The 22,996-nt window shown below is 47.5% G+C and carries 22 protein-coding genes; all 22 read left to right on the forward strand.

All coding sequences use genetic code 11. The annotated features are described in order from the left end of the window. Positions 1–5: 5 nt before the first annotated feature. Positions 6–383 carry a RidA family protein gene (locus ACFQZR_RS27830; RefSeq protein WP_379351564.1) on the forward strand — a complete coding sequence of 126 codons (378 nt, stop codon included), beginning with the start codon at positions 6–8 and terminating at the stop codon, positions 381–383. 138 nt (positions 384–521) lie between these two features. Then, on the forward strand, positions 522–806 hold the full coding sequence (gene spoVG, locus ACFQZR_RS27835) for a septation regulator SpoVG (RefSeq protein ID WP_018759486.1): 285 nt from the start codon (positions 522–524) through the stop codon (positions 804–806). Positions 807–972: 166 nt separating this feature from the next. Beyond that, a complete protein-coding gene (gene glmU, locus ACFQZR_RS27840; protein ID WP_379351565.1) occupies positions 973–2,367 on the forward strand; it encodes a bifunctional UDP-N-acetylglucosamine diphosphorylase/glucosamine-1-phosphate N-acetyltransferase GlmU in 1,395 nt (464 codons plus the stop codon). A gap of 104 nt (positions 2,368–2,471) precedes the next feature. After that, a complete protein-coding gene (locus ACFQZR_RS27845) occupies positions 2,472–3,425 on the forward strand; it encodes a ribose-phosphate diphosphokinase (RefSeq protein WP_018759484.1) in 954 nt (317 codons plus the stop codon). 125 nt (positions 3,426–3,550) lie between these two features. Then, the gene (pth, locus tag ACFQZR_RS27850) at positions 3,551–4,111 is read left to right on the forward strand and encodes an aminoacyl-tRNA hydrolase (RefSeq protein WP_379351566.1); all 561 of its coding nucleotides are present in this window, start codon (positions 3,551–3,553) and stop codon (positions 4,109–4,111) included. 84 nt (positions 4,112–4,195) lie between these two features. Continuing rightward, positions 4,196–4,426 (forward strand): anti-sigma-F factor Fin, encoded by a 231-nt coding sequence (fin, locus tag ACFQZR_RS27855; RefSeq protein ID WP_083927291.1) that lies wholly within the window; start codon positions 4,196–4,198, stop codon positions 4,424–4,426. 229 nt (positions 4,427–4,655) lie between these two features. Continuing rightward, positions 4,656–8,183, forward strand: a complete 3,528-nt coding sequence (gene mfd, locus ACFQZR_RS27860) for a transcription-repair coupling factor (protein WP_379351567.1) — start codon at positions 4,656–4,658, stop codon at positions 8,181–8,183. Next, a complete protein-coding gene (locus tag ACFQZR_RS27865; RefSeq protein ID WP_379351568.1) occupies positions 8,170–9,225 on the forward strand; it encodes a peptidylprolyl isomerase in 1,056 nt (351 codons plus the stop codon). The genes mfd and ACFQZR_RS27865 overlap by 14 nt, the downstream gene beginning before the upstream one ends. A 286-nt stretch (positions 9,226–9,511) precedes the next feature. After that, positions 9,512–10,054: a stage V sporulation protein T gene (gene spoVT, locus ACFQZR_RS27870; RefSeq protein WP_379351569.1), complete on the forward strand. Its 543-nt coding sequence runs from the start codon at positions 9,512–9,514 to the stop codon at positions 10,052–10,054. 131 nt (positions 10,055–10,185) lie between these two features. Beyond that, the gene (locus ACFQZR_RS27875) at positions 10,186–11,883 is read left to right on the forward strand and encodes a putative polysaccharide biosynthesis protein (protein WP_379351570.1); all 1,698 of its coding nucleotides are present in this window, start codon (positions 10,186–10,188) and stop codon (positions 11,881–11,883) included. Further along, positions 11,876–13,354 carry a bifunctional methyltransferase/pyrophosphohydrolase YabN gene (gene yabN, locus ACFQZR_RS27880; protein ID WP_379351571.1) on the forward strand — a complete coding sequence of 493 codons (1,479 nt, stop codon included), beginning with the start codon at positions 11,876–11,878 and terminating at the stop codon, positions 13,352–13,354. Before ACFQZR_RS27875 ends, yabN begins: the two co-directional genes overlap by 8 nt. 147 nt (positions 13,355–13,501) lie before the next feature. Next, entirely contained in the window at positions 13,502–13,774 is a 273-nt protein-coding gene (locus tag ACFQZR_RS27885; protein WP_018759477.1) for an HU family DNA-binding protein, read from the forward strand. Position 13,775: 1 nt separating this feature from the next. Then, positions 13,776–14,054: an RNA-binding S4 domain-containing protein gene (locus tag ACFQZR_RS27890; RefSeq protein WP_018759476.1), complete on the forward strand. Its 279-nt coding sequence runs from the start codon at positions 13,776–13,778 to the stop codon at positions 14,052–14,054. A 209-nt stretch (positions 14,055–14,263) separates the two neighbouring features. Then, positions 14,264–14,545 (forward strand): sporulation protein YabP, encoded by a 282-nt coding sequence (gene yabP, locus ACFQZR_RS27895; protein WP_018759475.1) that lies wholly within the window; start codon positions 14,264–14,266, stop codon positions 14,543–14,545. Then, the gene (gene yabQ / locus ACFQZR_RS27900; protein ID WP_379351572.1) at positions 14,542–15,129 is read left to right on the forward strand and encodes a spore cortex biosynthesis protein YabQ; all 588 of its coding nucleotides are present in this window, start codon (positions 14,542–14,544) and stop codon (positions 15,127–15,129) included. The genes yabP and yabQ overlap by 4 nt, the downstream gene beginning before the upstream one ends. Positions 15,130–15,162: 33 nt before the next feature. Continuing rightward, complete coding sequence (locus tag ACFQZR_RS27905) at positions 15,163–15,483, forward strand: FtsB family cell division protein (protein ID WP_018759473.1); 321 nt, start codon at positions 15,163–15,165, stop codon at positions 15,481–15,483. A 133-nt stretch (positions 15,484–15,616) separates the two neighbouring features. Continuing rightward, positions 15,617–16,099 (forward strand): S1 domain-containing RNA-binding protein, encoded by a 483-nt coding sequence (locus ACFQZR_RS27910; RefSeq protein ID WP_018759472.1) that lies wholly within the window; start codon positions 15,617–15,619, stop codon positions 16,097–16,099. Between the two features lie 394 nt (positions 16,100–16,493). Further along, on the forward strand, positions 16,494–18,923 hold the full coding sequence (gene spoIIE, locus ACFQZR_RS27915; protein ID WP_379351573.1) for a stage II sporulation protein E: 2,430 nt from the start codon (positions 16,494–16,496) through the stop codon (positions 18,921–18,923). A 96-nt stretch (positions 18,924–19,019) separates the two neighbouring features. Then, positions 19,020–19,688, forward strand: coding sequence for a tetratricopeptide repeat protein (locus ACFQZR_RS27920; protein ID WP_379351574.1), 669 nt, complete (start codon positions 19,020–19,022; stop codon positions 19,686–19,688). Positions 19,689–19,765: 77 nt separating this feature from the next. Continuing rightward, positions 19,766–20,509, forward strand: a complete 744-nt coding sequence (locus ACFQZR_RS27925; RefSeq protein WP_018759469.1) for a vWA domain-containing protein — start codon at positions 19,766–19,768, stop codon at positions 20,507–20,509. Then, positions 20,493–21,461 (forward strand): serine/threonine protein kinase, encoded by a 969-nt coding sequence (locus ACFQZR_RS27930; protein ID WP_379351575.1) that lies wholly within the window; start codon positions 20,493–20,495, stop codon positions 21,459–21,461. Before ACFQZR_RS27925 ends, ACFQZR_RS27930 begins: the two co-directional genes overlap by 17 nt. A 47-nt stretch (positions 21,462–21,508) precedes the next feature. Then, entirely contained in the window at positions 21,509–22,957 is a 1,449-nt protein-coding gene (tilS, locus tag ACFQZR_RS27935; RefSeq protein ID WP_379351576.1) for a tRNA lysidine(34) synthetase TilS, read from the forward strand. Positions 22,958–22,996 lie beyond the last annotated feature (39 nt).

The following is a 22,996-nucleotide window of genomic DNA, read 5'->3' on the forward strand; positions in this document are numbered from 1 at the left end:
TTAGGATGAATTTAGAAACGGTTGCAACAACAAATGCTCCGGCAGCGATTGGACCTTACTCACAGGCTATGAAATTTGGTAATTTATTGTTCACATCAGGGCAAATTCCACTTGGACTAGATGGACAAATTGTTGAGGGTGGAATTGCGGAGCAGACGCATCAGGTTTTCCAGAATCTACAAGCTGTCTTGGCCGAGGCAGGGGCTACACTCTCCAGCGTAATTAAGGCGACGGTGTTCATTAAAGACATGAATCAATTTGCAGCGTTGAATGAGATTTATGCATCGTATTTTGGTGACCATAAGCCAGCTAGATCAACTGTTGAAGTTGCCCGTCTCCCTAAGGATGTCCTTGTCGAAATTGAATTGATTGCGTCGATTTAATTCGATAAATGTCGAATCGCATAAATATTAGTTTTAAATTCAAAAAATATTCATAACAATGGTAAAAAAAAGAAGGAATTAGCATGGATGTGTGGAATTATACACCAAGTCTCTGATGGAAAAAGGTGGTGAACACACATGCAAATTACCGATGTAAGGCTCCGCCGCGTCAACTCCGAAGGGAGAATGAAGGCGATTGCTTCCATCACTATTGACAATGAATTCGTTGTGCACGACATTCGCGTCATCGACGGGAACAATGGGATGTTCGTTGCAATGCCGAGTAAGCGGACACCAGATGGTGAATTCCGCGATATCGCTCACCCGATCTCTTCCACAACTCGCGAGAAGATTCAAGCAGCAGTTCTCGCTGAATATGAGCGCGCAGCTACGGAAGAAGAAGTCATCGAAGAGGGAGCTTAAGGTTTGTAATTGCGCTTAGAGGAAGGGAGCCGGAGGACGGCTCTCTTTTCTTTTTGTTCAGAATAGGATATATTCTTTAATGAACTGATTAACATGTGCGAAGTATGTCTATTTGTTATGCGTCTAGAATGAGCATATGGTAAGAAGCGTTTGGGAGGTCGGAACCTTGAAGAGAATGGCAGTTGTGCTTGCTGCAGGACAGGGCAAACGCATGAAGTCGAAATTGTATAAAGTGTTGCATCCGGTATGCGGCAAACCGATGGTAGGACATGTCGTCGATACCGTATCGCGTGCATCCTGTGAGCGTACAGTCGTTATTGTAGGTCATGGAGCTGATTCTGTGAAATCGTATTTGGGAGATCGCGCTGAATATGTTTTGCAGGCAGAACAGTTAGGTACAGGTCATGCGGTGAAGCAAGCGAAATCGCTGCTAGGACATGAAGAAGGTTTGACATTAATTGTATGCGGAGATACGCCGCTAGTGACGGAGACGACACTTGAGCGTTTGATTGCGCTGCACACGGAGAAGGGTGCATCCGCAACGATTCTATCAGCGCATATGGCGAATCCTACCGGTTACGGAAGGATTATTCGTGGTGCCGACGGATCGGTTCAGAAGATTGTGGAGCAGAAAGATTGCACACCTGACGAACAAGCGATTCAAGAGATTAATACAGGGACCTATTGCTTCGATAATGCGAAGCTTTTTGCTGCGCTGGAGCAAGTGACGAATCAGAACGTGCAGCAGGAATATTATTTAACGGATGTCATTGGCATCTTGCGTGCTGCGGGCGATATCGTTGATGCGTATTGCACAACAGATGAAGCAGAAGCGATCGGCGTGAATGACCGCGTTGCGTTATCGGAAGCCGAGCAATTAATGCGTGCTCGTATTAACCGCCAACATATGATCAATGGTGTGTCATTGATTGATCCAGCATCCACCTACATTGGTGCTGACGTTGTGATCGGTCAAGATAGTATCATCTATCCGGGAACGATGATTCGCGGGAAGACCATTATTGGTAATGAATGCATGATTGGGCCTCATACCGAAATTGAAGATTCTGAGATTGGCGATGGTGTCACTGTGAAGCAATCTGTATTATCGGAAGCGACGGTAGGCAACGGCTCGGGAATCGGACCGTTCGCTTATTTGCGCCCAGGTGCACGGATTGGTCAAAATGTGAAAATCGGCGATTTCGTTGAAATAAAAAATGCAACGTTAGATGACGGTGCAAAAGTAAGTCATTTGAGTTATATTGGCGATGCAACGGTCGGCAAGAATGTAAATATCGGTTGCGGAGCGATTACGGTCAACTATGACGGGTATAATAAATCTGTTACAGAGATCGAAGATGATGCCTTTGTCGGCAGTAACGTGAACCTAATTGCCCCAGTTAAGGTAGGCAAAGGGGCATATGTCGTGGCTGGATCAACAATAACGCATAATGTAGCAGAGAACGAACTAGCTGTTGCAAGAGAACGCCAAGTGAATAAGCCGGGATATGCGGAGAAATTGCGCGCCCGTGCTAGAGCGAAGAAAGAGCATAATTCGTAACCACAATAGGATTTATCATGTTTGGTTATCGGCAGGAACAAGACGAACTAGGTTATGATATTAACACTGACTATACAACGACTGGCACGGAGGGTTTTTATTCTATGGCTTATTGTGACTCAAAATTAAAGATTTTTACATGCAACTCGAATACGTCTTTGGCACATCGCATTGCTGAACATATCGGCGTACCGATGGGAGATTCGGAGACACTCGCATTCAGCGATGGCGAGATCCATATCAAGCTAACCGAGAGTGTTCGTGGTTGTGACGTCTATGTCGTTCAATCAACGTGTGCACCGGTTAATGATAACTTGATGCAGCTGCTCGTTATGGTAGATGCTCTGAAACGGGCATCGGCGAAGAGTATCAATGTCGTCATTCCGTATTACGGCTATGCACGTCAAGATCGTAAAGCTCGCTCACGCGATCCGATCACGGCGAAGCTCGTTGCGAACTTGATCGAGACGGCAGGCGCACATCGCGTCATTACGATGGATTTGCACGCAACGCAAATTCAAGGTTTCTTCGATATTCCAGTGGATCATATGCTGGGTGTTCCGATTCTGGCGCAATATTTCCGTTCGAAGCAAATCGAGGATGTCGTTGTTGTCTCACCTGACCATGGTGGTGTTGTTCGTGCTCGTAAATTGGCTGATTTCTTGAAAGCCCCACTTGCTATTATTGACAAACGTCGTCCAGAGCCGAATGTGAGTGAAGTCATGAACATTATCGGTGAAGTTAAAGGGAAAACTGCCATTGTAATCGATGATATTATCGATACGGCTGGAACGATTGTTCTAGGTGCCAATGCATTGCGTGATGCAGGCGCCAAAGAAATTTATGTTTGTTGTACACATCCGGTCTTATCCGGACCTGCGATGGAACGTCTTGAGAATGCACCAATCACGGAAGTTATCGTGACAGATACGATTCCAATTACGCATCCTAATCCAACAAGCAAACTCAAAGTATTATCCGTTGCGCCTTTGATGGGCGAAGCGATTATCCGTGTCCACGAAGAGTTATCGATCAGCAAGCTGTTCGAAATCGAATAAGAGTAGGCTAAGCATACGAATGATGAAGGGTTACAGCTCCACGCCTAGTGGAGAAGTAGCCCTTGTCGTTCAAATATAAGAATCTATAAGTTTTACCTATAGGCATAGAGAGGAAATGCACACATATGAAATGGATTGTCGGACTTGGGAATCCCGGGACATCGTATCAGAAGACGCGGCATAATGTCGGATTTATGGCGATTGATGAACTAGCGAGACGTCATAACATCGCCGTCACCCAGAACAAATGCAAAGCGCTTATCGGCGAGGGGCATGTGAACGGGAAGAAGGTTGCCTTGATCAAACCGATGACGTATATGAATCTATCAGGAGAGTCGGTTCGGGCATTCATGGATTACTACAAAGTGAATCTGGAAGATTTAATTGTCGTCTACGATGATCTTGATACGGAGATTGGACGGATTCGTCTTCGTTATCAAGGCAGCGCAGGTGGGCACAATGGGATTAAATCAATCATTCAGCACACTGGCACCCAGATTTTCAACCGTGTTCGGATGGGGATTTCAAGACCGCCCGCAGGGTTCAATATTGCCGATTATGTCCTCAATAATTTCCCGAAGGCTGAAGCAGCGCCGCTCGAAGACATGATCGGAGCAACCTGTGATGCACTTGAATTTGCGATGCAGCATCCGTTCGAGACGACGATGGCGAAGTTCAACGGGTAACCTGAAATCCATACTGGATAATACGGCTAATTCTGAGAAGGATGGGCATACTGGGGGTATATCCTACTCTCAGGAGGCATATAGATGTCAGTAAACTATATTTGCAGGCATTGCGGGACGTCGCTAGGCCGTATTGATCAAGAACATGTAAGTGAGACGCAACTCGGGTTCCATTCCTTGACCCCTGAAGAACGCAACGATATAATATCGTATAACTCAAATGGAGACGTTACCGTGCGAGTGACATGTGATTACTGCAGAGAAGCACTCGACAACCACCCAGAATTGTCGCTCTTATCGAGTCCACTACAGTAAAAGTGTTGTACAAAAGATGATAGAAGCCTTGGCATGTTCGCCGAGGCTTATTTGTAAAAGATCCGAAGAATGGTATAGCCCATGTATACAAATTTGTAGAGGCGCTTCCCGTCATGAAGACGGCGAAGCCAATTCTACATGGTGTTGGTACGCGTTCTTGAACGCTGTATTTCCATGCCATTCCATGGATTCTCTTAAGAGATGAGTTATTCAGAGAGAGGTGCCCGCGTTGTTACACGCACTTATTCAAGCATTATCCGAAGATCGAGATTTTAAATCCATTACAGCAGGCCTTGAATCCGGGATGCGAGAGCAGCTCATATCCGGACTCACAGGTTCTTCGCGCCAAGTTGTGATCGCTGCGCTGTTCGAGAAGCTGCAGCGTCCGATCCTCATCGTGACCCATAATATGTTCGCAGCGCAGAAAATCACCGAGGATTTGCAGGAGTGCATTTCACCGGAGCATGTGATGCTGTATCCTGCCAATGAGCTGGTCGCAGCAGAATCAGCCATTTCAAGTCCTGAGACGTTAGCGCAGCGCATCGATGTCTTGATGAAGTCCTCTCGCGGCTTCCGTGGTGTTATCGTCGCTCCTTATTCCGGTGTGCGCAGATTCATTCCGACTCGAGAGATGATGAAGAGCGCACACCTGGACATTAAAGTCGGAGAGACGCTGGAGATTAATGCCTTTATGAAGCGTATGGTGGAGCTCGGATATGAACGGGTAGAGCAGGTTCAATCACGCGGTGAAATGAGCGTACGTGGCGGAATTGTGGACTTCTATCCACTAACCTCACGGCTTGCTTACCGGGTGGAGTGGTTCGGTGATGATATCGACTCGATTCGTACATTCGATCCGACGGATCAGCGTTCGGTGGACAAGGAAGAAGCCATCGTCATTCCACCATGTAAGGAGATTATTGCCGATGCACGGCGATTCCAGAATGCGGCTGTGCATGCATCGGAACTGCTCGATAAGCAGCTGGAGAAGATGGCGGATCGCAATGCGAAGAGTTTGCTTCGCGAAGAGATCGGTCGTGAGCTCGAGATGCTGCGGGAGCAGATCTATTTTCCGGACCTCTATAAATATATTTCGATGTTGTTCCCGGAGCGGGAGACGTTATTCGACTACATGGCGGAAGATACTCTCCTCATTCTGGATGAACCAACGCGTATCTTGGAGATATCGAAGCAGCTTGAACGGGATGAGAGTGAGTGGAATCTGCATTTGATGCAGAACGGCAAATCAATGCCAGGCTTCGTACTTGGTCATACGGCCGATCATATGCTGCATCATCCTCCTTTCCAGACGTTGTTCTTGTCGCTGTTCTTACGTCAAATTCCGCATACGCAGCCGCAGAATATCGTTAATTTCATGTGCCGCGCGATGCAGGATTTCCATGGACAGATGAACGTGCTCAAGGCAGAGATGGAGCGTTGGAAGAAGTCTGGGGCGACGGTCATGATGCTCGCGAGCAATGAAGAGCGGACAGAGCGGATGCGCCGCGTTCTGCAAGATTACCAGATTGACGAGCCAATGATTCTGAAGGGGAACCTGCAGACAGGATTCGAGCTGTCTTCCATCCACCTTGTCGTCATTACCGAAGGCGAGATGTTCTCGCAGAAGCAGCGTAAAGTTCGTAGTAAAATTGATAAAAAAGTCGATAATGCCGAACGCATTAAGAGCTACACCGAGCTGAAGGTCGGCGATTATGTTGTGCACACGAACCATGGTATCGGGAAATACATGGGGATTGGGACGCTGGAGATCAACGGTATTCATAAAGACTATCTGCATATTCTGTATGCAGGCGGCGACAAGCTATCCGTGCCGATCGAACAGATCGATATGATCCAGAAGTATGTCGGTTCGGAAGAGAAAGAGCCGAAGATTTACAAGCTAGGCGGTAACGATTGGGCGAAGGTTAAAAATAAAGTGCGTTCTTCCGTGCAGGACATTGCGGATGATCTAGTCAAGCTCTATGCGGAACGTCAATCCGCACCGGGTTTTGCTTTCGAGAAGGACACGCCAGAGCAGCAAGAGTTCGAAGCGATGTTCCCCTATGATGAGACGATCGACCAATTGCGTGCGATTGAAGAGATCAAGAAGGACATGCAGAACAATGTGCCGATGGACCGTCTATTGTGCGGTGATGTTGGATACGGGAAGACGGAAGTTGCCGTTCGCGCAGCGTTTAAGGCAGCGATGGAAGGCAAGCAGGTGGCCGTCCTTGTTCCGACAACGATCTTGGCGCAGCAGCATTACGAGACATTCCGCGAACGGTTCGCGGGTTACCCGATGAATATACAAGTCCTTAGCCGATTCCGTTCGAAGAAAGAGCAGAATGAGACGATCAAAGGCATCAAACGCGGTACCGTCGATGTCGTCATCGGGACGCATCGTATTCTGTCGCAAGATATGATCTTCAAGGATTTGGGACTGCTGATTGTTGATGAGGAGCAGCGTTTCGGCGTATCGCACAAAGAAAAGCTGAAGCGTCTGAAGACGAATGTCGATGTACTCACCTTAACGGCTACGCCAATTCCGCGTACGCTGCATATGTCGATGCTTGGGGTTCGTGATTTGTCTGTTATTGAGACGCCGCCGGAGAATCGGTTCCCTGTACAGACTTATGTCGTGGAACATAGCAATACACTTACCCGTGAATCCATTGAACGTGAATTAGCGCGCGGCGGACAGGTATACTATTTATATAATCGTGTTCAAGGGATCTACCAAATGGCGGAACAAATTTCGGCGTTGGTGCCGGATGCGAGAGTCGCTGTAGGGCATGGACAAATGTCCGAGCAGGAACTAGAGAAGACGATTCTCGATTTCTTGGACGGTGAATACGATGTGCTCGTCAGTACGAGTATCATTGAGACGGGCGTCGATATTCCGAACGTGAATACGCTCATCGTCCATGATGCTGATAAAATGGGCTTGTCTCAGCTATATCAGCTGCGCGGGCGTGTTGGACGCTCGAATCGGATTGCCTATGCGTACTTTACGTATCAACGGGATAAAGTATTGACGGAGGTTGCGGAGAAGCGCCTGCAATCGATCAAGGAATTCACAGAGCTTGGCTCAGGGTTCAAAATTGCAATGCGCGACTTGTCGATTCGTGGAGCAGGTAATCTGCTCGGTGCGGAGCAGCACGGATTCATTGCTTCGGTCGGATTTGATCTCTATTCGCAAATGCTCGCGGATGAAATTCAGAAACGAAAAGCTGAGATGGGCGGGGATTATGTTGCACCGCCGAAAGAGATATCGACTGTGATTGACCTGAGTGTCGATGCATATTTACCATCCGATTATATTTATGATAGTATTCAGAAGATTGAGATTTACAAGAAAGTTGCATCCTTGCGTTCCTTCGACGAAGGTGATGAGTTGCAGGATGAGCTGGTGGATCGCTTCGGCGACTTGCCACTTGCTGTTCTACATTTGCTAGCGGTTGCGAGGCTCAAAATTTACGGTCGCTGTTATGGCATCGAGGCCATTTCGAAGAAAGGCGATGACGTTGTCATCCGTATTGCAGCGAGCGAGACCGATCACATTTATCGTGACAAATTAGCGCAGCTGGGTGCGCAGTTCGACAAGCGTATTCGCTTTGAGCAGGGTCCAAGTATTATAATGAATGTGAGATGCAAAGGGTTAGATGATTCGCAGATGCTGCAATTGGTAGAAGATGTGCTTAAAAGCGCCAAAGAGGCGTTCAAAACGAAGGGAGAATTACAAGATGTTATTAAATAACCGTAAAAGTGCTTGGAAATCCTTGATGATCACGCTTGTGGCGGTACTCATGGTATCGTTAATCGCGGGATGCGGACAGAAGAATGAGGGTTCCGCTGCCAAAGGAGATAAGAGCAAGGTCGTTGCGACGTATAAAGGCGGAACGATTACTGAGAATGAATTTAATAAAGAAATCAGCATGATGACGCTTCTCTATCCGCAATACGCACAAGTCGTAACGATGGATGAGTTCAGAGAATATTTGCTCAAGCAAGAGATTGCCTACAAAATTCTAGCTGACAAAGCAACAGATGCAGCGAAGAAAGACGGCGAGAAGAAAGCGAAAGAGCAATTGGACCAGATGAAAAAAGCAGCTGGGGATCAATACAAAACCGAGTTGGACAAGCTTAAATTAACGGATCAAGATGTGCTCGCTTATATGACGCGCTTGCTTACAGTTGTTGCAGATTACAATGCGAAAGTAACCGATGACCAAGTGAAGGCCGAATTCGAGAAGAATAAGCAGAACTTCACTACAGCATCTGTTCGTCATGTCCTTGTTGCCCTAGAAACGCAAGACGGTAAAACAAAGCGTACGAAAGAAGAAGCATTGAAACGTGCGAAAGAAGTTCAAGCGAAGTTGAAAGCACCAAATGCCGATTGGAACAAAATTGCGAAGGAGTACTCCGATGACGGAGGTTCCAAAGACAATGGCGGATTATATAAAGATGCAGCTGTAGGTCAGTGGGTTGAGGAATTCAAAAAAGCAGCCATTGAGCTTCCGCTCAATAAAATCAGCGATCCGGTTGAGACACAGTTTGGTTATCATGTGATGAAGGTCGAATCTCGTGTTGAGATGACGTTCGATAAATTGACAGCGGATCAGAAGGAATCGCTTCGTGGACAAGTTTCGGGCGCGAGCATGAATCAATTCATGGAGAAGGAATTGCCAGGGTTGATTACAAAAATCGACTTGCCTAAGGTAGAGAAAAAGGAAGAGCCTAAGCAAGAAACGGGCAAAAAAACCGATGAAAAGACAGAACCAACCAGTGATAAAAAGTAATTAAATGTAACATCTGTAAATAAAATTGACTATTTTATGAACAAGCAGAAAATACGTGAAATTTTTTCACTATTTTCTGTTTTTTTGTGAAACGATTCCTTTATTTCAGCGTACAATCGAGATGTATAAGAAACTGGGAGCAGATGAATACTATGGTCAGATTTTAAATCAACCACCAGTTAAAGTTATTTCAAAGGACAGTTTTTTTGAACTAACCACATCTCCTCATTTCCATGAACCGTAGTAGTAGAAGTACAACTGATAAGAAAGTGAGGCAACAAGAAATATGAAAGCTACTGGTATTGTTCGTCGTATTGATGATCTCGGACGGGTCGTCATTCCTAAAGAAATTCGCCGTACACTTCGAATCCGCGAGGGAGATCCACTCGAGATTTTTGTTGATCGCGATGGTGAAGTTATCCTTAAGAAATATTCCCCGATTGGTGAGCTTGGCGACTTTGCAAAAGAATATGCGGAGTCTTTATTCGAGAGCACAAATCATACAACATTGATTACGGATCGTGATAATATTATCGCAGTTGCTGGTGGATCCAAGAAAGAATATTTGGACAAGTCCATCGGATCTTTGGTTGAGGAATGTATGGAAAACCGTAAAACATCGATTGAGACGAATTCCGGTACGTATGAAATCGGAAGAGATAATCAAGAGACAATCAGCTCTTACGTTGTAGCACCGATCGTCGCAGGTGGCGACCCTATTGGTACCGTTGTCATGCTTAGCAAAGACGAGAATACGAAGATGAGTATTCTTGAGACAAAAATGGCTGAGACAGCGGCTGCATTCTTAGGTAAACAAATGGAACAATAAATCGGGCTACCGATTTTATGAACTCCTATACTCGAAACATACGCAAAGCGTATGCTCGATTATGGGAGTTTTTTATATGCTATAATGAATGGATATAAATTCGGTTAGAATGGATGATTAGAGGGAGAACGATGAGAGAGCAACAGGACATGGGTTCGTTACCGACTACGGAATCCCACGTCGTTAGGGGCGCAATGGTACTTGGACTTGCAGCGTTGCTGTCGAAATTGATCGGGACGCTACAGAAGATTCCACTGCAGAACATTGCGGGTGACGGTGTTTTTGGCATTTATAATGCGGTGTATCCTTTTTATATTTTGATTGTATTCCTCGCGACAGCCGGCTTTCCGGTGGCCATATCGAAGTTCGTAGCGGAGCGTATGGCCCATGATGATGAAGCGGGAGCAAGACGGATCCTGCATGTATCGATGGCCCTCCTCAGTGCAGCAGGCATCGCAGGGTTTATCCTTCTGCATCAGGGTGCAGATCGGATTGCTGGTTGGATGGATAACATCCATACGGCGGAAGCTATTCGCTGCTCTTCATTTGCGCTGCTGATTGTACCGGTGATGTCCGCCGTGCGGGGTTACTTCCAAGGGAAATCAATGATGGTCCCAACGGCGGTCTCTCAAGTGGCAGAACAATTGATCCGGGTAGCAACGATGCTCTTTTTGCTGCTCATTCTTACACGTGCAGGCTTGGAAGAATCGATCGTTGCTGCGGGTGCAGCACTAGGCTCGACAGCAGGAGGCGTGGCCGGGCTGCTGGTGATGATGTATTACTATCGCAAAGATCGTAGAAGACCATCTCTAGAGAGGGTTGAGATACGTGCACAAGGTGCCTCGCACGTGCAAGAGGTTGCTCCATTGCAGACGCTCCTATGGCAGCTTGTACGCTATGCGGTGCTCGTGTGCCTCGGGGCGATTGTGGTACCGATGATGAGTATTGTCGATACGTTTACCGTACCGAGGCTGCTGAAGATGTCCTTTGCAGATGAAATGCAAGCCATGGCAGCTTTCGGTATATATAATCGCGGTTTGCCGCTGGTTCAACTTGTTGGGATGGTCGCGAGTTCGATATCCGTATCGATCATTCCAGCCATCACACAGGATCACCTGAGCGGCAATCTAGACAAGCTGCGGCAGCGATCGACGATTTTGCTAAGATGGTCGTGGATATTGGGCGCGGCATCGACACTCGGGATTGTACTGCTCGCAGAACCGATTAACGTGGCATTATACCGCGATTCGAATGGGACAGATACGATGGCATGGGTCGCATGCATGGCCGTAGTGAGTACGATCAACATCATGACTGGAGCGATACTGCAAGGGATAGGTAAGGTGAATGCGCCGGCTTGGCATTTGCTCATTGCTGTTGGGGTCAAGATTGCGCTCAATCTCTGGCTTGTACCTGTACTAGGCATGAATGGCGCAGCTATAGCAGGCGTGGCTGCTTACGGTATCGCAGCACTATTAAATGGGATTGTACTCTTTCAGACCCTAGGGCTGCGGATCTCATGGGGTGAGCTGGTCGTGAAGCCGCTGCTCATGATGGGGATGTTGTCCGTAACCGTGGGTGCGACCACAACCCTAATGCCGGAATTGCTGCATGGATTCGGTCTAGCAAGTGGGCGAGTGGAAGCATTCATTGTTACGCTTGTTGGCATTGTGATCGGTGTCGTTACCTTTGCAGGTAGCGGAATGGGATTCGGGGTCATTACGGCCCAAGAACTTGCGATGCTTCCCGGTGTGAAGAAGTATATCCCTAGGTTGGAGAGACTTGGGTTATTAAAAAAAGGCATTAATGGAGGGATGAAGAGTGGATAAATCAATTACAGTGCTGGGGCTTGGTTCAGGTGATCCTGATCAGTTAACCCTGGGCAACTGGAAGAAACTTCAGTCAGCAACCCATGTGTTCGTACGTACAGAGCATCATCCGATGATGACGCTGCTGCAGGATGAAGGAATTGCTTATACGTCCTTCGATTCGCTTTACGAGCAGCATGATGACTTTCCTGAGGTCTACCGTGCGATTACAGATCGGTTGATTGCATTAGCCGGTGAACATGGCAATATTGTCTATGCCGTACCGGGACACCCGATGGTCGCAGAATCGACGGTACAGCAGCTTAGACAGCGTTGTGGTGAAGCGGGTATTGCCTTGCATATTACAGGCGGCGAGAGCTTCTTGGATCAGGCGTTTACACGTCTTGGGTTCGACCCCATTGAGGGTTTCCAGCTGCTCGATAGCAGCGGCATGTCGTCTTCCTGGCTTCAGCCGCAGCTTCATACCGTGATTGGTCAAGTCTATGATGTCTTCACCGCATCGGATGTGAAGCTGGTCTTGATGGAGCTATACCCGGATGACTATGAAGTCGTGGTAGGGCATGCCCTCGGCGTACAAGGCGAAGAGCAGATCATTCGCGTGCCGCTCTATGAACTGGATCGTGTAGAAGGTTATGGTAATTTATCGCTGATCTGGGTGCCGCGGAGCAACGATGAGCAGCTTCGTAACCGCACGTTTGCAAGATTACACGAAATTGTCGGAATTTTGCGCAGTCCGGAAGGCTGTCCGTGGGATCAAGAGCAGACGCATCAGTCGATTCGCAAAAATTTGATTGAAGAAATGTATGAAGTTCTTGAGACGATCGATGATGATGATCCATTTCATATGCAGGAAGAACTTGGAGATGTTATGCTGCAGGTGATGCTGCATTCCCAGATGGAAGAGGAAGTCGGGACCTTCACGGTATATGATGTGATCCAGACGTTAAATGAGAAGCTATTGTTCCGTCATCCGCATGTGTTCGGCGACCAGTCGGCAGGCGATGCGAGTGAAGCGCTCAAGAATTGGGAGCAGATGAAAGCTGAAGAGAAGCAGCGTAAAGGCCTAGATCAAGGCGTCACTTCGGTGCTCGATGGCGTGCCTCGCGACCTACCAGGATTGATGAAAGCTTACAAGCTTCAGAAGAAGGCTGCGAAGGTTGGTTTTGACTGGGAGGACTTAAATGGTGTATACTCCAAAATCGAAGAAGAATTTGCGGAGCTGAAGCAGGCCGTCGCAAATGGCGATTCGCATGACGAGCAGATCGGAGAGCTGGGAGATTTATTATTTGCTGTTGTCAATGCGGCACGATTTATCGATGCAGACCCCGAAGAGGCGCTAGCGCGAACCAATCGTAAATTTACTTCTCGCTTTCACTATATTGAAGACCAGCTCCGTATAAATGGTAAATCTTTTGACCAAACTGATTTACTAGAGATGGAAAAATGGTGGCAAGCCGCCAAACGTCAGTAGAATAGGGGCTCAAGATCGACCTATTCGCTGGCAAAATTCTTCTCTATTTGACCTTTTTCGAAAAAAGCTGTCAAAAGAAGCAGGAATTTACTAACAAAACAAGAATACATAATCGATCTATTTTTCTAATTATGGGAGGAACTAATAATGAACAAGACAGATTTGGTAAACAACATTTCTACAAAAAGCGGATTAACTAAAAAAGACGTTGAATCGGTACTAAATAGTTTCCTTGGCGAAATTACAGATGCGCTTGCTGGCGGCGACAAAGTTCAATTGATCGGTTTTGGTACTTTCGAAACTCGTAAACGTGCAGGTCGTACAGGCCGTAACCCACAAACAGGTAAAACAATCGACATCCCAGCTTCGAACGTTCCTGCATTCAAAGCAGGCAACAAACTTAAAGACGCTGTAAAGTAAGATGCGTGTCGATAAATTCCTGAAAGTATCCCGATTAATTAAGCGTCGTACCGTTGCGAAGGACGTGTCCGATCAAGGGCGCGTACTCGTAAATGGGCGAGAGGCCAAGCCAAGCAGCAGCGTCAAAGAGGGCGATGAGATTACGATTCAATTCGGCCAGAAGCTGGTTACCGTTCGTGTCGAGCGTACGGCAGAGACGACTAAGAAGGATGAAGCTGCGCAGCTTTATACGGTGATCAAGGAAGAGCCGATTGCGAAATCGAATGATTTCCCTTGGTAGACATACATAGGTAGACATAAGAGACGGAGGCGTTAATCGCTTCCGTCTCTTTTTGCTATACTAGTTTTCATCATTTTCGGGGCCCCCGCAAAGTACCTGATTCACCTTTGAAGTTAAGTCTCCACTTTGTGGGGTTATTTTGCTATACATGATGTTCTAAAGTGGACGTCCCTCCCATAAGCTAGTCTTAGTAAAGGAGGGGCCATGCGATGGTGGAACAGGTGAAGACGAAACGGCAAGAAGTGAAGATGCTAAATCGTAAGCAGCTCGAGATTACCGGCGTAAGTAACGTGGAGAGTTTCGATAATGAGGAATTCCTGCTCAATACGGATTGCGGATTCCTCGCGATTCGAGGGCAAAATTTACATATCAAGAACTTAAGTCTCGAACAAGGCCTGATCGCGATTGAAGGCGTGATTAACTCCCTGACTTATTTAGATGCGAACTCGCAAGGCAAATCCAAAGGATTTCTAGGGAAGTTGTTTAAATGAGTTTAAATGAACAATTTGTGGCCATGTTCGCGATGTTGATTAGTGGGCTATGCATGGGGATCGTTTTCGACGGATACCGCGTGGTTGCCCACCAGCTTCATTTTCCCAAGTGGACCAAGCCTGTGCTGGATTTTTGTTACTGGGTGATCGCGGTTTGTTTCATTTTTCGAATGCTATATATCACAAATCAGGGGGAATTGCGGTTTTATGTCTTTTTCGGACTCTTTCTAGGCGTTTGGTTCTATTTTTTATGGTTCAGCTTTACAACCGTACGCATTGTGGTAATCTTAATGAAGGTTATTAAGCAGATTGTCCGGTTGATTCAGCGCTTAGTGGAGATCTTCTTACTGAAGCCAATCATCGGCTTGTATAAATTGGTAAAGTTTCTCATTCGAATTCTATTCCTGTCCGCTATGTTCATAGGCAGGATTGTGTTACAATTATTAAGTCCGTTTTGGAGGTTGTTCAAATTCCTAACGCGTCCCTTGTGGAGACACTTCAAGATCCCTGAATGGGTGAAGCGGTCGCTCGATTACGGGACAAGATTATGGAACCGCCTCTTTAAGCGCAAGCGTGAAGAATGAATCATGCTCAAACATCTCAGGGGGGATTACGGTATGTCGTCTAGGGTTCGTCAAGAACAGCCAACTAAATACACGGGCGCACGGAAACGAATCCGGCTCTGGATGATGTTCATGGTATTGTTTTTCAGCTGGGGGATTTATACATTTATTCATCAGACGGTGACACTGGCAAGTGAACGTGTGAAGCTGGAGGATAATCAGCAGATGCATCAGGAGACGAAGCTGCTGCAGTCGCAATTAGAGCAAGAGATTGCTCGGCTGAATGAGGATGAATATATCGGACAGATTGCAAGGAAAACACTCGATATGTACCCGCCGGGTGAGACCCCTATTGATAAGGGAATGCTCAAATAGCGGATTCGAATCGTGACGTGATATGCGTCTGTTGACCAAAGCTTCGGCATTCGGTATAATCACCATAGCCAAAGATTTTAAAGTATCAGAATCTACGGATTTGTATATTTTTAAGGGAGGATCATTTTATTCTATGGCAATTGAAGTGGGCACCAAGTTAGAAGGAAAAGTGACAGGGATTACGCATTTTGGAGCATTTGTAGATCTGTCAGGAGGTGTCACGGGTCTCGTTCACATCTCGGAGATCGCCGACAACTATGTTAAGGACGTCAATGATCATTTGAAAATTGATGATGTTGTCACGGTAAAGGTCATTAACGTGGATAAGGACGGCAAGATTGGTCTATCCATCAAGCAAGCGGTGGATAAGCCGGTAGAAGCGCAGACTAGGCCGCCAAGAGCGCCAAGGCCTGATCGTCAAGGCGGACGTCCAGACGGTGACAGACCAGGCGGATTTCAACGAGATCGGGGTGGGCGTTCATTCAAGCCACCAGCGAACAAGGCTACTTTTGAAGATAAAGTGTCCCGTTTCTTAAAAGATAGTGAGGAGCGCATTTCTTCCCTGAAGAAGAACACCGAAGGGAAGCGCGGAGGCCGCGGCGCGAAACGCATGTAATTCACAACTTCATCATGAAATAATGAACACCGCAACAGCTTCGGCTGCTGCGGTTTTTTATTGTTCTATTTTATTCGTCGACGCCAAATAAAAATACCGACAGGTTCCTACGGCATTCCTTGAAGTTCTGACGATTTGCCGTAGACTCTCCTCGAAAGCGCCTACAATTCGGTTGGAAATTCAGACATCATTCTCAATGCGATTATGTATTATATTGGCGGGACCCCTTGTGCTGCAAGGGATTTAACGTGTCATGGGCAACGATTGTTTTTGTCGGAAACTTTTTTTGACGAGCCTACGCATTGTGACAAACTTTCTAAGGTCTCCTTTCTATAATGGGAATCACTCACTCATTAAGAGATTATGAGATTACGAGAAGAGGTGGTGTTCACCCATGCAAACCCCTAATGTGATGAATCGAGCTTATGAAGGGATCGCCGTACGGAAATGGACGATCGTACTGACCGGTATGGGCTTTCTGCTCGGGAAAGCAATGATACTTAATGAACTTGCGCCGTTCGCGGTAGCGTATTTTGCAGTGATCTATATGCTAAGGCGTGATCTTAGCGGCTGGCTCGCGTTAGCGCTGCTCGCAGGCAATTACTTCTCGGCCGAACCGGGTATATGGGCATTGGCTGCACAAATGCTTCTAGTTCTTCTCATTCAACGGGGAGTTGAAGCGTATAATCGACCGGAGTCCTCTTTTATGCCCTTAATCGTATTCTCCTCTATGATGCTTGTCCGGTTGTTCGAGCTCGTGATCGGCAATCATATGTCATGGTATACGATTCTAATGGCGGTCATGGATGGAGGATTAAGCCTTGTTCTGACGATTGTGTTTATGCAGGCACTGCCGATTCTGACGCGTGTTCGCAAACAGACGGCGCTTAAGAACGAAGAAATCATCTGTCTGATCATCTTGCTCGCATCGGTAATGACGGGTGCAGTCGGCTTTACAATCTATGGACTGTCGCCGGATCATATTTTCTCACGCTATTTAATTCTCTTATTCGCTTTTGTTGGCGGTGCGCCGCTCGGGGCATCGGTGGGTGTTGTGACCGGATTAATCTTAAGTCTTGCAGATTTACATGCCATCTATCAGATGAGTTTGCTGGCCTTCGCAGGAATGCTCGCAGGTATGCTTCGTGAAGGGAAACGTTGGTGGGTAGCTGGTGGTATGCTGCTTGGCTCCTCGATTCTTGTGATCTACCTCGGAACGACGGCAGAAGTGATTATGTCTACAAGTGAGACGGTAGCAGCCATTGCACTATTCCTATTAACACCTAAGTCTATGATTACGATGATCTCGAAATATGTACCAGGTACGCAAGAGCATGCCTCCACGCAACATGAATATGCGCGGCGAATCCGAGATATGACTGCGGAACGCGTGAATCAATTCTCGGAGGTGTTTAGGCAACTGGCAAGAAGCTTCGGACAAGTCGCGAGTAGCGGAGAGATGGTGCGTAAAGAAGAAGAGTTCGATCATTTTATTAATACAGTCACGACGCAGACGTGCTCGAATTGCTATCGCAAGGATCAATGCTGGGAAGGGAGGTTCCATCAGACATACTCTTTCATGACCGATATGATGACGGCGATTGAGGAGAATCCGAAGCTGAAGAAGGAGGATTTACCTGGATCATGGCTGAAACTGTGCAGTAAGACGGATCAAGTAATGGGGGCGATGAAAGGGCAGTACGACCTGTACAAGAATGATTTGCATTGGAAAAGACAGATTATCGACAGCCGGCAATTTGTGGCCGAACAATTAAGCGGGGTCTCACAAGTGATGGATAGTCTCGTGCGGGAAATTCAACGGGAAGGGGCGGCACTTCACAAGCAAGAGGAACAAATTCGAACGATGCTCGAAGAGCTCGGACTTCCGATTCAAGATATCGATATTATTAGCCTCGATACCGGCCAGATCGAGATTGAGATTGTACATACCTTCCGAAGGGGGCATGATGAATGCCGTAAAATTATTGCGCCAGTGTTATCGGATATTCTAGGGGAACATATTGTTGTCGCTAGCGAACGGTTCGGTACAGCCGATGGGGGTCGGGACGGGGTGGTCATGGTCACATTTGGATCTGCGAAGGCGTTCGAGATTGATACGGGGGTGGCGAGTGCGGCCAAGGGGGGCGATGCATTATCTGGAGACAGCTACAGTACGGTGGAGCTTGGCAATGGGAAGTTCGCGGTAGCCATCAGCGATGGTATGGGTAACGGCGAGCGTGCGAAGCTTGAGAGCAGCACAGCGCTCTCTATTCTGGAGCGATTACTGCAATCGGGAATGGATGAGCAGATGGCGATTAAATCGGTCAATTCTGTTTTGCTGTTACGCTCTGCGGAGGAAGTGTTCGCGACCGTCGATATGGCGATTATCGATCAATATACAGCGAAGACGACGTTCATGAAGATTGGGTCAACACCGAGCTTTATTATTCGTAAAAATGAGGTGATCTCGATCTCGGCAGCTAATCTGCCGATCGGAATATTGCAGGATATTGAAGTGGATCTGTTGACGGTTCAACTGGAGCCGGGCGATACGCTTGTGATGATGACGGATGGCATTTATGATGCGCCGGGTCATGCGGTGAATAAGGAGCTGTGGATGAAGCGGGTGCTCCAAGAGATGAAATCGGACGATCCGCAGATGATTGCGGACGCCTTGCTCGAGATGGTTGTCAGGTGGCATCACGGCAGTATCTCAGATGACATGACGGTCGTTGTCGCACGGATTGAGCGGCACATTCCTGAATGGTCTACCGTGCATTGGCCAGGTGCAACACGGCTAGAACGTCCAAGGACGGTGAGCTGAAGAATTATGAAATGAGAAATTAAACAAAGCCTCCCTCATATGGTAAAATAATGAGCGATATGCCGTTATTTTGAATATAAGAGGGAGGCTTTTTGCTTGTTAACGAAATTTTTTCTGTTCTCGTTCTTACTCTATATTACGCGTAGTCCGATTCTAGCCATTATTCTACTTCTTGTGATCCTATATGTGTTGGATCGGCGATATGTCGGACTCACACCGAGCCTATTCAAGCCGTTCAGTCGGAACCGCCGCATCAACCGATTGAAGGAAGAGCTCCGGGCCAATCCGCATGCTTCCACATCGCGGTTCGAGCTAGCAAGATTGTACGTTGCACAGAAGAAATATCATGAAGCATGGGGGCATCTAGAACAAATCGAACGAGCAATGGAGGAGTCGGCGGATTATCATTTTGAAGTCGGTGTATGTCATTTGAAGCTAGGGCGCATCGAAGCGGGCGAGACACATATCTATAGAGCACTTGAGCTGAATCCACGCGTTGGATATGGAGATCCATACCTGCAGCTGGCTGAGGCTTATCGTACGACGCAGCCGGAGAAGGCGATCGCGATGCTGGAACAATTCCGCCAGGTGAATTCCTCTTCTTGTGAAGCCTACTATCGTCTGGGGCAGCTCTATGAGCAATTAGGCCGCGGAGAGGATGCCCGTCGAGCATATCGCGAGACGCTCGAAATCTATCGATCCTTGCCGAAGTATAATAAGCGGAAACAACGACGCTGGGCAATTCTAGCGCGATTCAAAGCCTAAATTGGATTAAACTCTCTTAAATCTGGAAAGGATAGAATAGAGCATCGTATTCATCTTATTCCTAGGGAGGGTTTATTGTGAAACAAATTCTATTGATTACGGATGGCTGCTCGAATGTCGGTGTAAGTCCGATTGTTGCTGCAGCGCACGCACGGGAAGAAGGAATTACCGTCAATGTTGTTGGTGTGGTTGACCAAGGTGCGATTGGCGAGCTTGGGGCGGCAGAGATTGCCCAGATTGCCAAAGCAGGCGGCGGGATGGATCGGATCGTTCAGCCACATCAATTGTCACAGACGATTCAGATGATGACACGGAAGACGGTCGTGCAGACGATTCATCAGGTGGTCGAGCGTGAGCTTCGGCAAATTCTGCACACGGATGCGACCCATATTGAAGATTTACCACCACAGCAGCGGTCAGAGGTTGTGAAGGTGATGGACGAGTTAACCGAGACAAGCGAATTGCAAGTTGCCCTGTTAATCGATGCAAGCGCAAGTATGAAGCCGAAGCTGCAAGCGGTTGAAGAAGCCATACGGGATCTGATGCTGAGTCTGCAGGCGCGGCAAGGGAAGAGTGAAATCGCTGTATTCCACTTTCCAGGCCGAGCTTCCGACGAGACAGTTATGGATCTGGATTGGACACAAGACTTGTCCGGCGTGGGCTCATTATTCCGCCGAATGCAAATGCGCGGAGCGACGCCAACGGGGCCAGCGATCTATAAGGTGATCGAATTCATCCAATATGATAGAATGGTTGGAAGCGATCCTGGATTTCGCAATCAGTCAGAAACGGATGGGATGTTAGGTGACTACGTCGTTTAATGCAAGCTCGAGCCTTGCACCTGGTACGTGGATTGAGGGCAAATGGCATCATCGCAGGTACCTCGTCGAGCGTCTTCTCGGCAGAGGAGCGAATGGCGCCGTTTATTTGGTGAGACGGGGGCGCGGGACTGAGCTGGCTGCTTTGAAAATCGGATATGATGCGGTGGACCTTCAATCGGAGATTAATGTATTGACAACGCTCGCTAAACATCAGAATAAATCAGATCGCCGCATGCGGAATTCAGCATCGCGGCCTTTTCTGCTCGATGTCGATGATTACAAGCTAGGGCAGATGGATATGCAATTCTATGTCATGCGGTATGTCGAGGGCGTTACGCTTCATCAGTATATGGAGAAGAATGGGCCTGAATGGATGGGGCTGATTGGGTACCGCTTATTACAAAAGCTGGTCGAACTGCATGAAGCGGGCTACGTATTCGGAGATTTGAAACCCGAGAATATTATGGTCTCGTCCTATGGACAGGTTGAGCTGGTTGATTACGGCGGCGTAAGTCGCATCGGACGAAGCGTCAAGCAATTCACCGAGAGGTATGACCGGGGATATTGGAATGCGGGATCTCGTGCCGCAGATCCGGGATATGATCTATTCGCCTTTGCGGTGCTGTGGTTGCATGTCATGGATGGCGCACGTCTGCGCCGGCAAGGCCCGGACCAGCTGCCTCAAGTTCGGAGTGCGAATGATTTGATCAACCTTGCACATACTCATATCCGTCTGAAATCTTATGAATCGTGGTTCAAGCAAGCCATTAGCGGTCAGTTCGCTTCTTCGCATGAAGCATGCAGTGAATGGAAACAGGCTGCAATTCGCAGTGGCAGCAAAATTTCATCGCCACCGATTCGTAGTCGTACACCGGGTTGGTTGAAAGGGATATTCGTCGCATCCATTATTCTGTTAGGTTCGACCCTATACATCATCCTGCAATCCAATTAGAAGCTTTACATGTTATATAGAGAGAGGGGCGGCATGAATCGATGCGAATGACGAAGATATACGCCCTTGCGGGGCAAGTCGAGCAAGTGGTAAGGGAGCACCAGCTATGGACTCCGGGGAGCACGATCGTTGTAGCTGTCTCGGGAGGACCGGACTCGGTTGCGCTTCTGCATGTTCTTCATATGCTGGCGGCTCCCGAGCGGCATCATCTTCAATTGATTGTCGCTCATGCGAATCACGGATTCCGGCAGGAGTCTGTTGCTGAAGCTGAGATTGTTAAGCGCATCGCTTCAGACCTCGAGCTCCCTTGTGAAGTTGCGCATTTGGAAATTCCCGAATATATAGAGCGTACAGGGATGAATAGCCAGGCGGCAGCACGTGAGCAGCGATATGCTTTCCTGCATGCGACAGCGGCCAAGTATGGTGCATCGCATATCGCACTGGCGCATCATGCAGATGACCAAGCCGAGACGGTGATGATGCGACTGATTCGTGGTTCAGGGGCAGCGGGTCTTGCGGGGATGGCTATTTCAAGAACGGAAAAAAATGTGGAACTTATTCGCCCTTTTCTACGTATATACAAAACAGATTTAATGGACTTTTGTGAAGAAAGTGGCTTACAATATGTAACTGACGAGAGTAATAACTCCCGCAAATATGTCAGGAATCAGATTCGGTTGGATGTGATGCCATTTTTGGGGCAATATAATGAGCAGATTGTGAAGGCATTGAACCGAACCGCAGACTTACTTCGTGCAGATAGTGATTATTTGGAACAGGAAGCGTCAGAGCAATTGACCGCGATTCTGAAGCGTACGAAGGGCGGATATCAGCTTGCCCGCGCTGATTTAACCAATACACATGTTGCTTTACAACGAAGATTTATTAAACTAATATTAAGTTATCTTGCACAAAAAACGGATACAGAATCCGATTCCTTCGATTATGAGAAGATTGAAGCGATCAGGCTGGGGATTCTTCAAACGCAGCCTACGACGTGGATGCTCGATATTTCGGAGCGAATCCAGTGCGTTCGGTCCTACGATCAGATCGATTTTATACATAGGCTTGATTCGCAAGGACCCGTAGCGTATGAATATCGAATAGAACGGGGGCACGGGGAACAGTGGATTTCTGATCATTCAGGGCTGTTGCGCTGGAATGAAATCAGCTACGATTCGGTTTTAAGCGAAGTGAGGCCGAAGCATCGATGTATTGCCTTTTTTGATGCGGACTGCGTACACTTTCCGCTAATCGTGCGGAATCGTCGTCCAGGTGATCGAATGCGAATCCTTGGATTAAATGGGTCCAAAAAAGTACAAGATATTTTCATTGATGAGAAGATTGCACCAGTGCTTCGTGACGCTTGGCCTGTTATAACGGACTGCACAGGTCAAATTCTGTGGATACCCGGCGTTCGCCGTTCAGCACATGCGCCGGTTGAAGAGCAGACGACGCGACTTGTTCGGTTGGAGCTCTGCAGTTATGAAGGGTAGCAACATCAGCTTTGAAATGTAATGGAAGGCAAGAAGCTT

The sequence above is a fragment of the Paenibacillus sp. GCM10027629 genome (assembly GCF_042676425.1).
GTDB classification, from domain to species: domain Bacteria; phylum Bacillota; class Bacilli; order Paenibacillales; family Paenibacillaceae; genus Paenibacillus_K; species Paenibacillus_K terrigena.

Coding starts and splice junctions, on each gene's coding strand:
- pth (WP_379351566.1), top strand. CDS start 3,551: ATGAAATGGATTGTCGGACTTGGGAATCCCGGGACATCGTATCAGAAG.
- ACFQZR_RS27905 (WP_018759473.1), top strand. CDS start 15,163: ATGTCGTCTAGGGTTCGTCAAGAACAGCCAACTAAATACACGGGCGCA.
- fin (WP_083927291.1), top strand. CDS start 4,196: ATGTCAGTAAACTATATTTGCAGGCATTGCGGGACGTCGCTAGGCCGT.
- yabQ (WP_379351572.1), top strand. CDS start 14,542: ATGAGTTTAAATGAACAATTTGTGGCCATGTTCGCGATGTTGATTAGT.
- spoIIE (WP_379351573.1), top strand. CDS start 16,494: ATGCAAACCCCTAATGTGATGAATCGAGCTTATGAAGGGATCGCCGTA.
- tilS (WP_379351576.1), top strand. CDS start 21,509: ATGACGAAGATATACGCCCTTGCGGGGCAAGTCGAGCAAGTGGTAAGG.
- spoVT (WP_379351569.1), top strand. CDS start 9,512: ATGAAAGCTACTGGTATTGTTCGTCGTATTGATGATCTCGGACGGGTC.
- ACFQZR_RS27865 (WP_379351568.1), top strand. CDS start 8,170: ATGTTATTAAATAACCGTAAAAGTGCTTGGAAATCCTTGATGATCACG.
- ACFQZR_RS27830 (WP_379351564.1), top strand. CDS start 6: ATGAATTTAGAAACGGTTGCAACAACAAATGCTCCGGCAGCGATTGGA.
- yabP (WP_018759475.1), top strand. CDS start 14,264: ATGGTGGAACAGGTGAAGACGAAACGGCAAGAAGTGAAGATGCTAAAT.
- ACFQZR_RS27885 (WP_018759477.1), top strand. CDS start 13,502: ATGAACAAGACAGATTTGGTAAACAACATTTCTACAAAAAGCGGATTA.
- ACFQZR_RS27890 (WP_018759476.1), top strand. CDS start 13,776: ATGCGTGTCGATAAATTCCTGAAAGTATCCCGATTAATTAAGCGTCGT.
- ACFQZR_RS27875 (WP_379351570.1), top strand. CDS start 10,186: ATGAGAGAGCAACAGGACATGGGTTCGTTACCGACTACGGAATCCCAC.
- ACFQZR_RS27845 (WP_018759484.1), top strand. CDS start 2,472: ATGGCTTATTGTGACTCAAAATTAAAGATTTTTACATGCAACTCGAAT.
- ACFQZR_RS27910 (WP_018759472.1), top strand. CDS start 15,617: ATGGCAATTGAAGTGGGCACCAAGTTAGAAGGAAAAGTGACAGGGATT.
- spoVG (WP_018759486.1), top strand. CDS start 522: ATGCAAATTACCGATGTAAGGCTCCGCCGCGTCAACTCCGAAGGGAGA.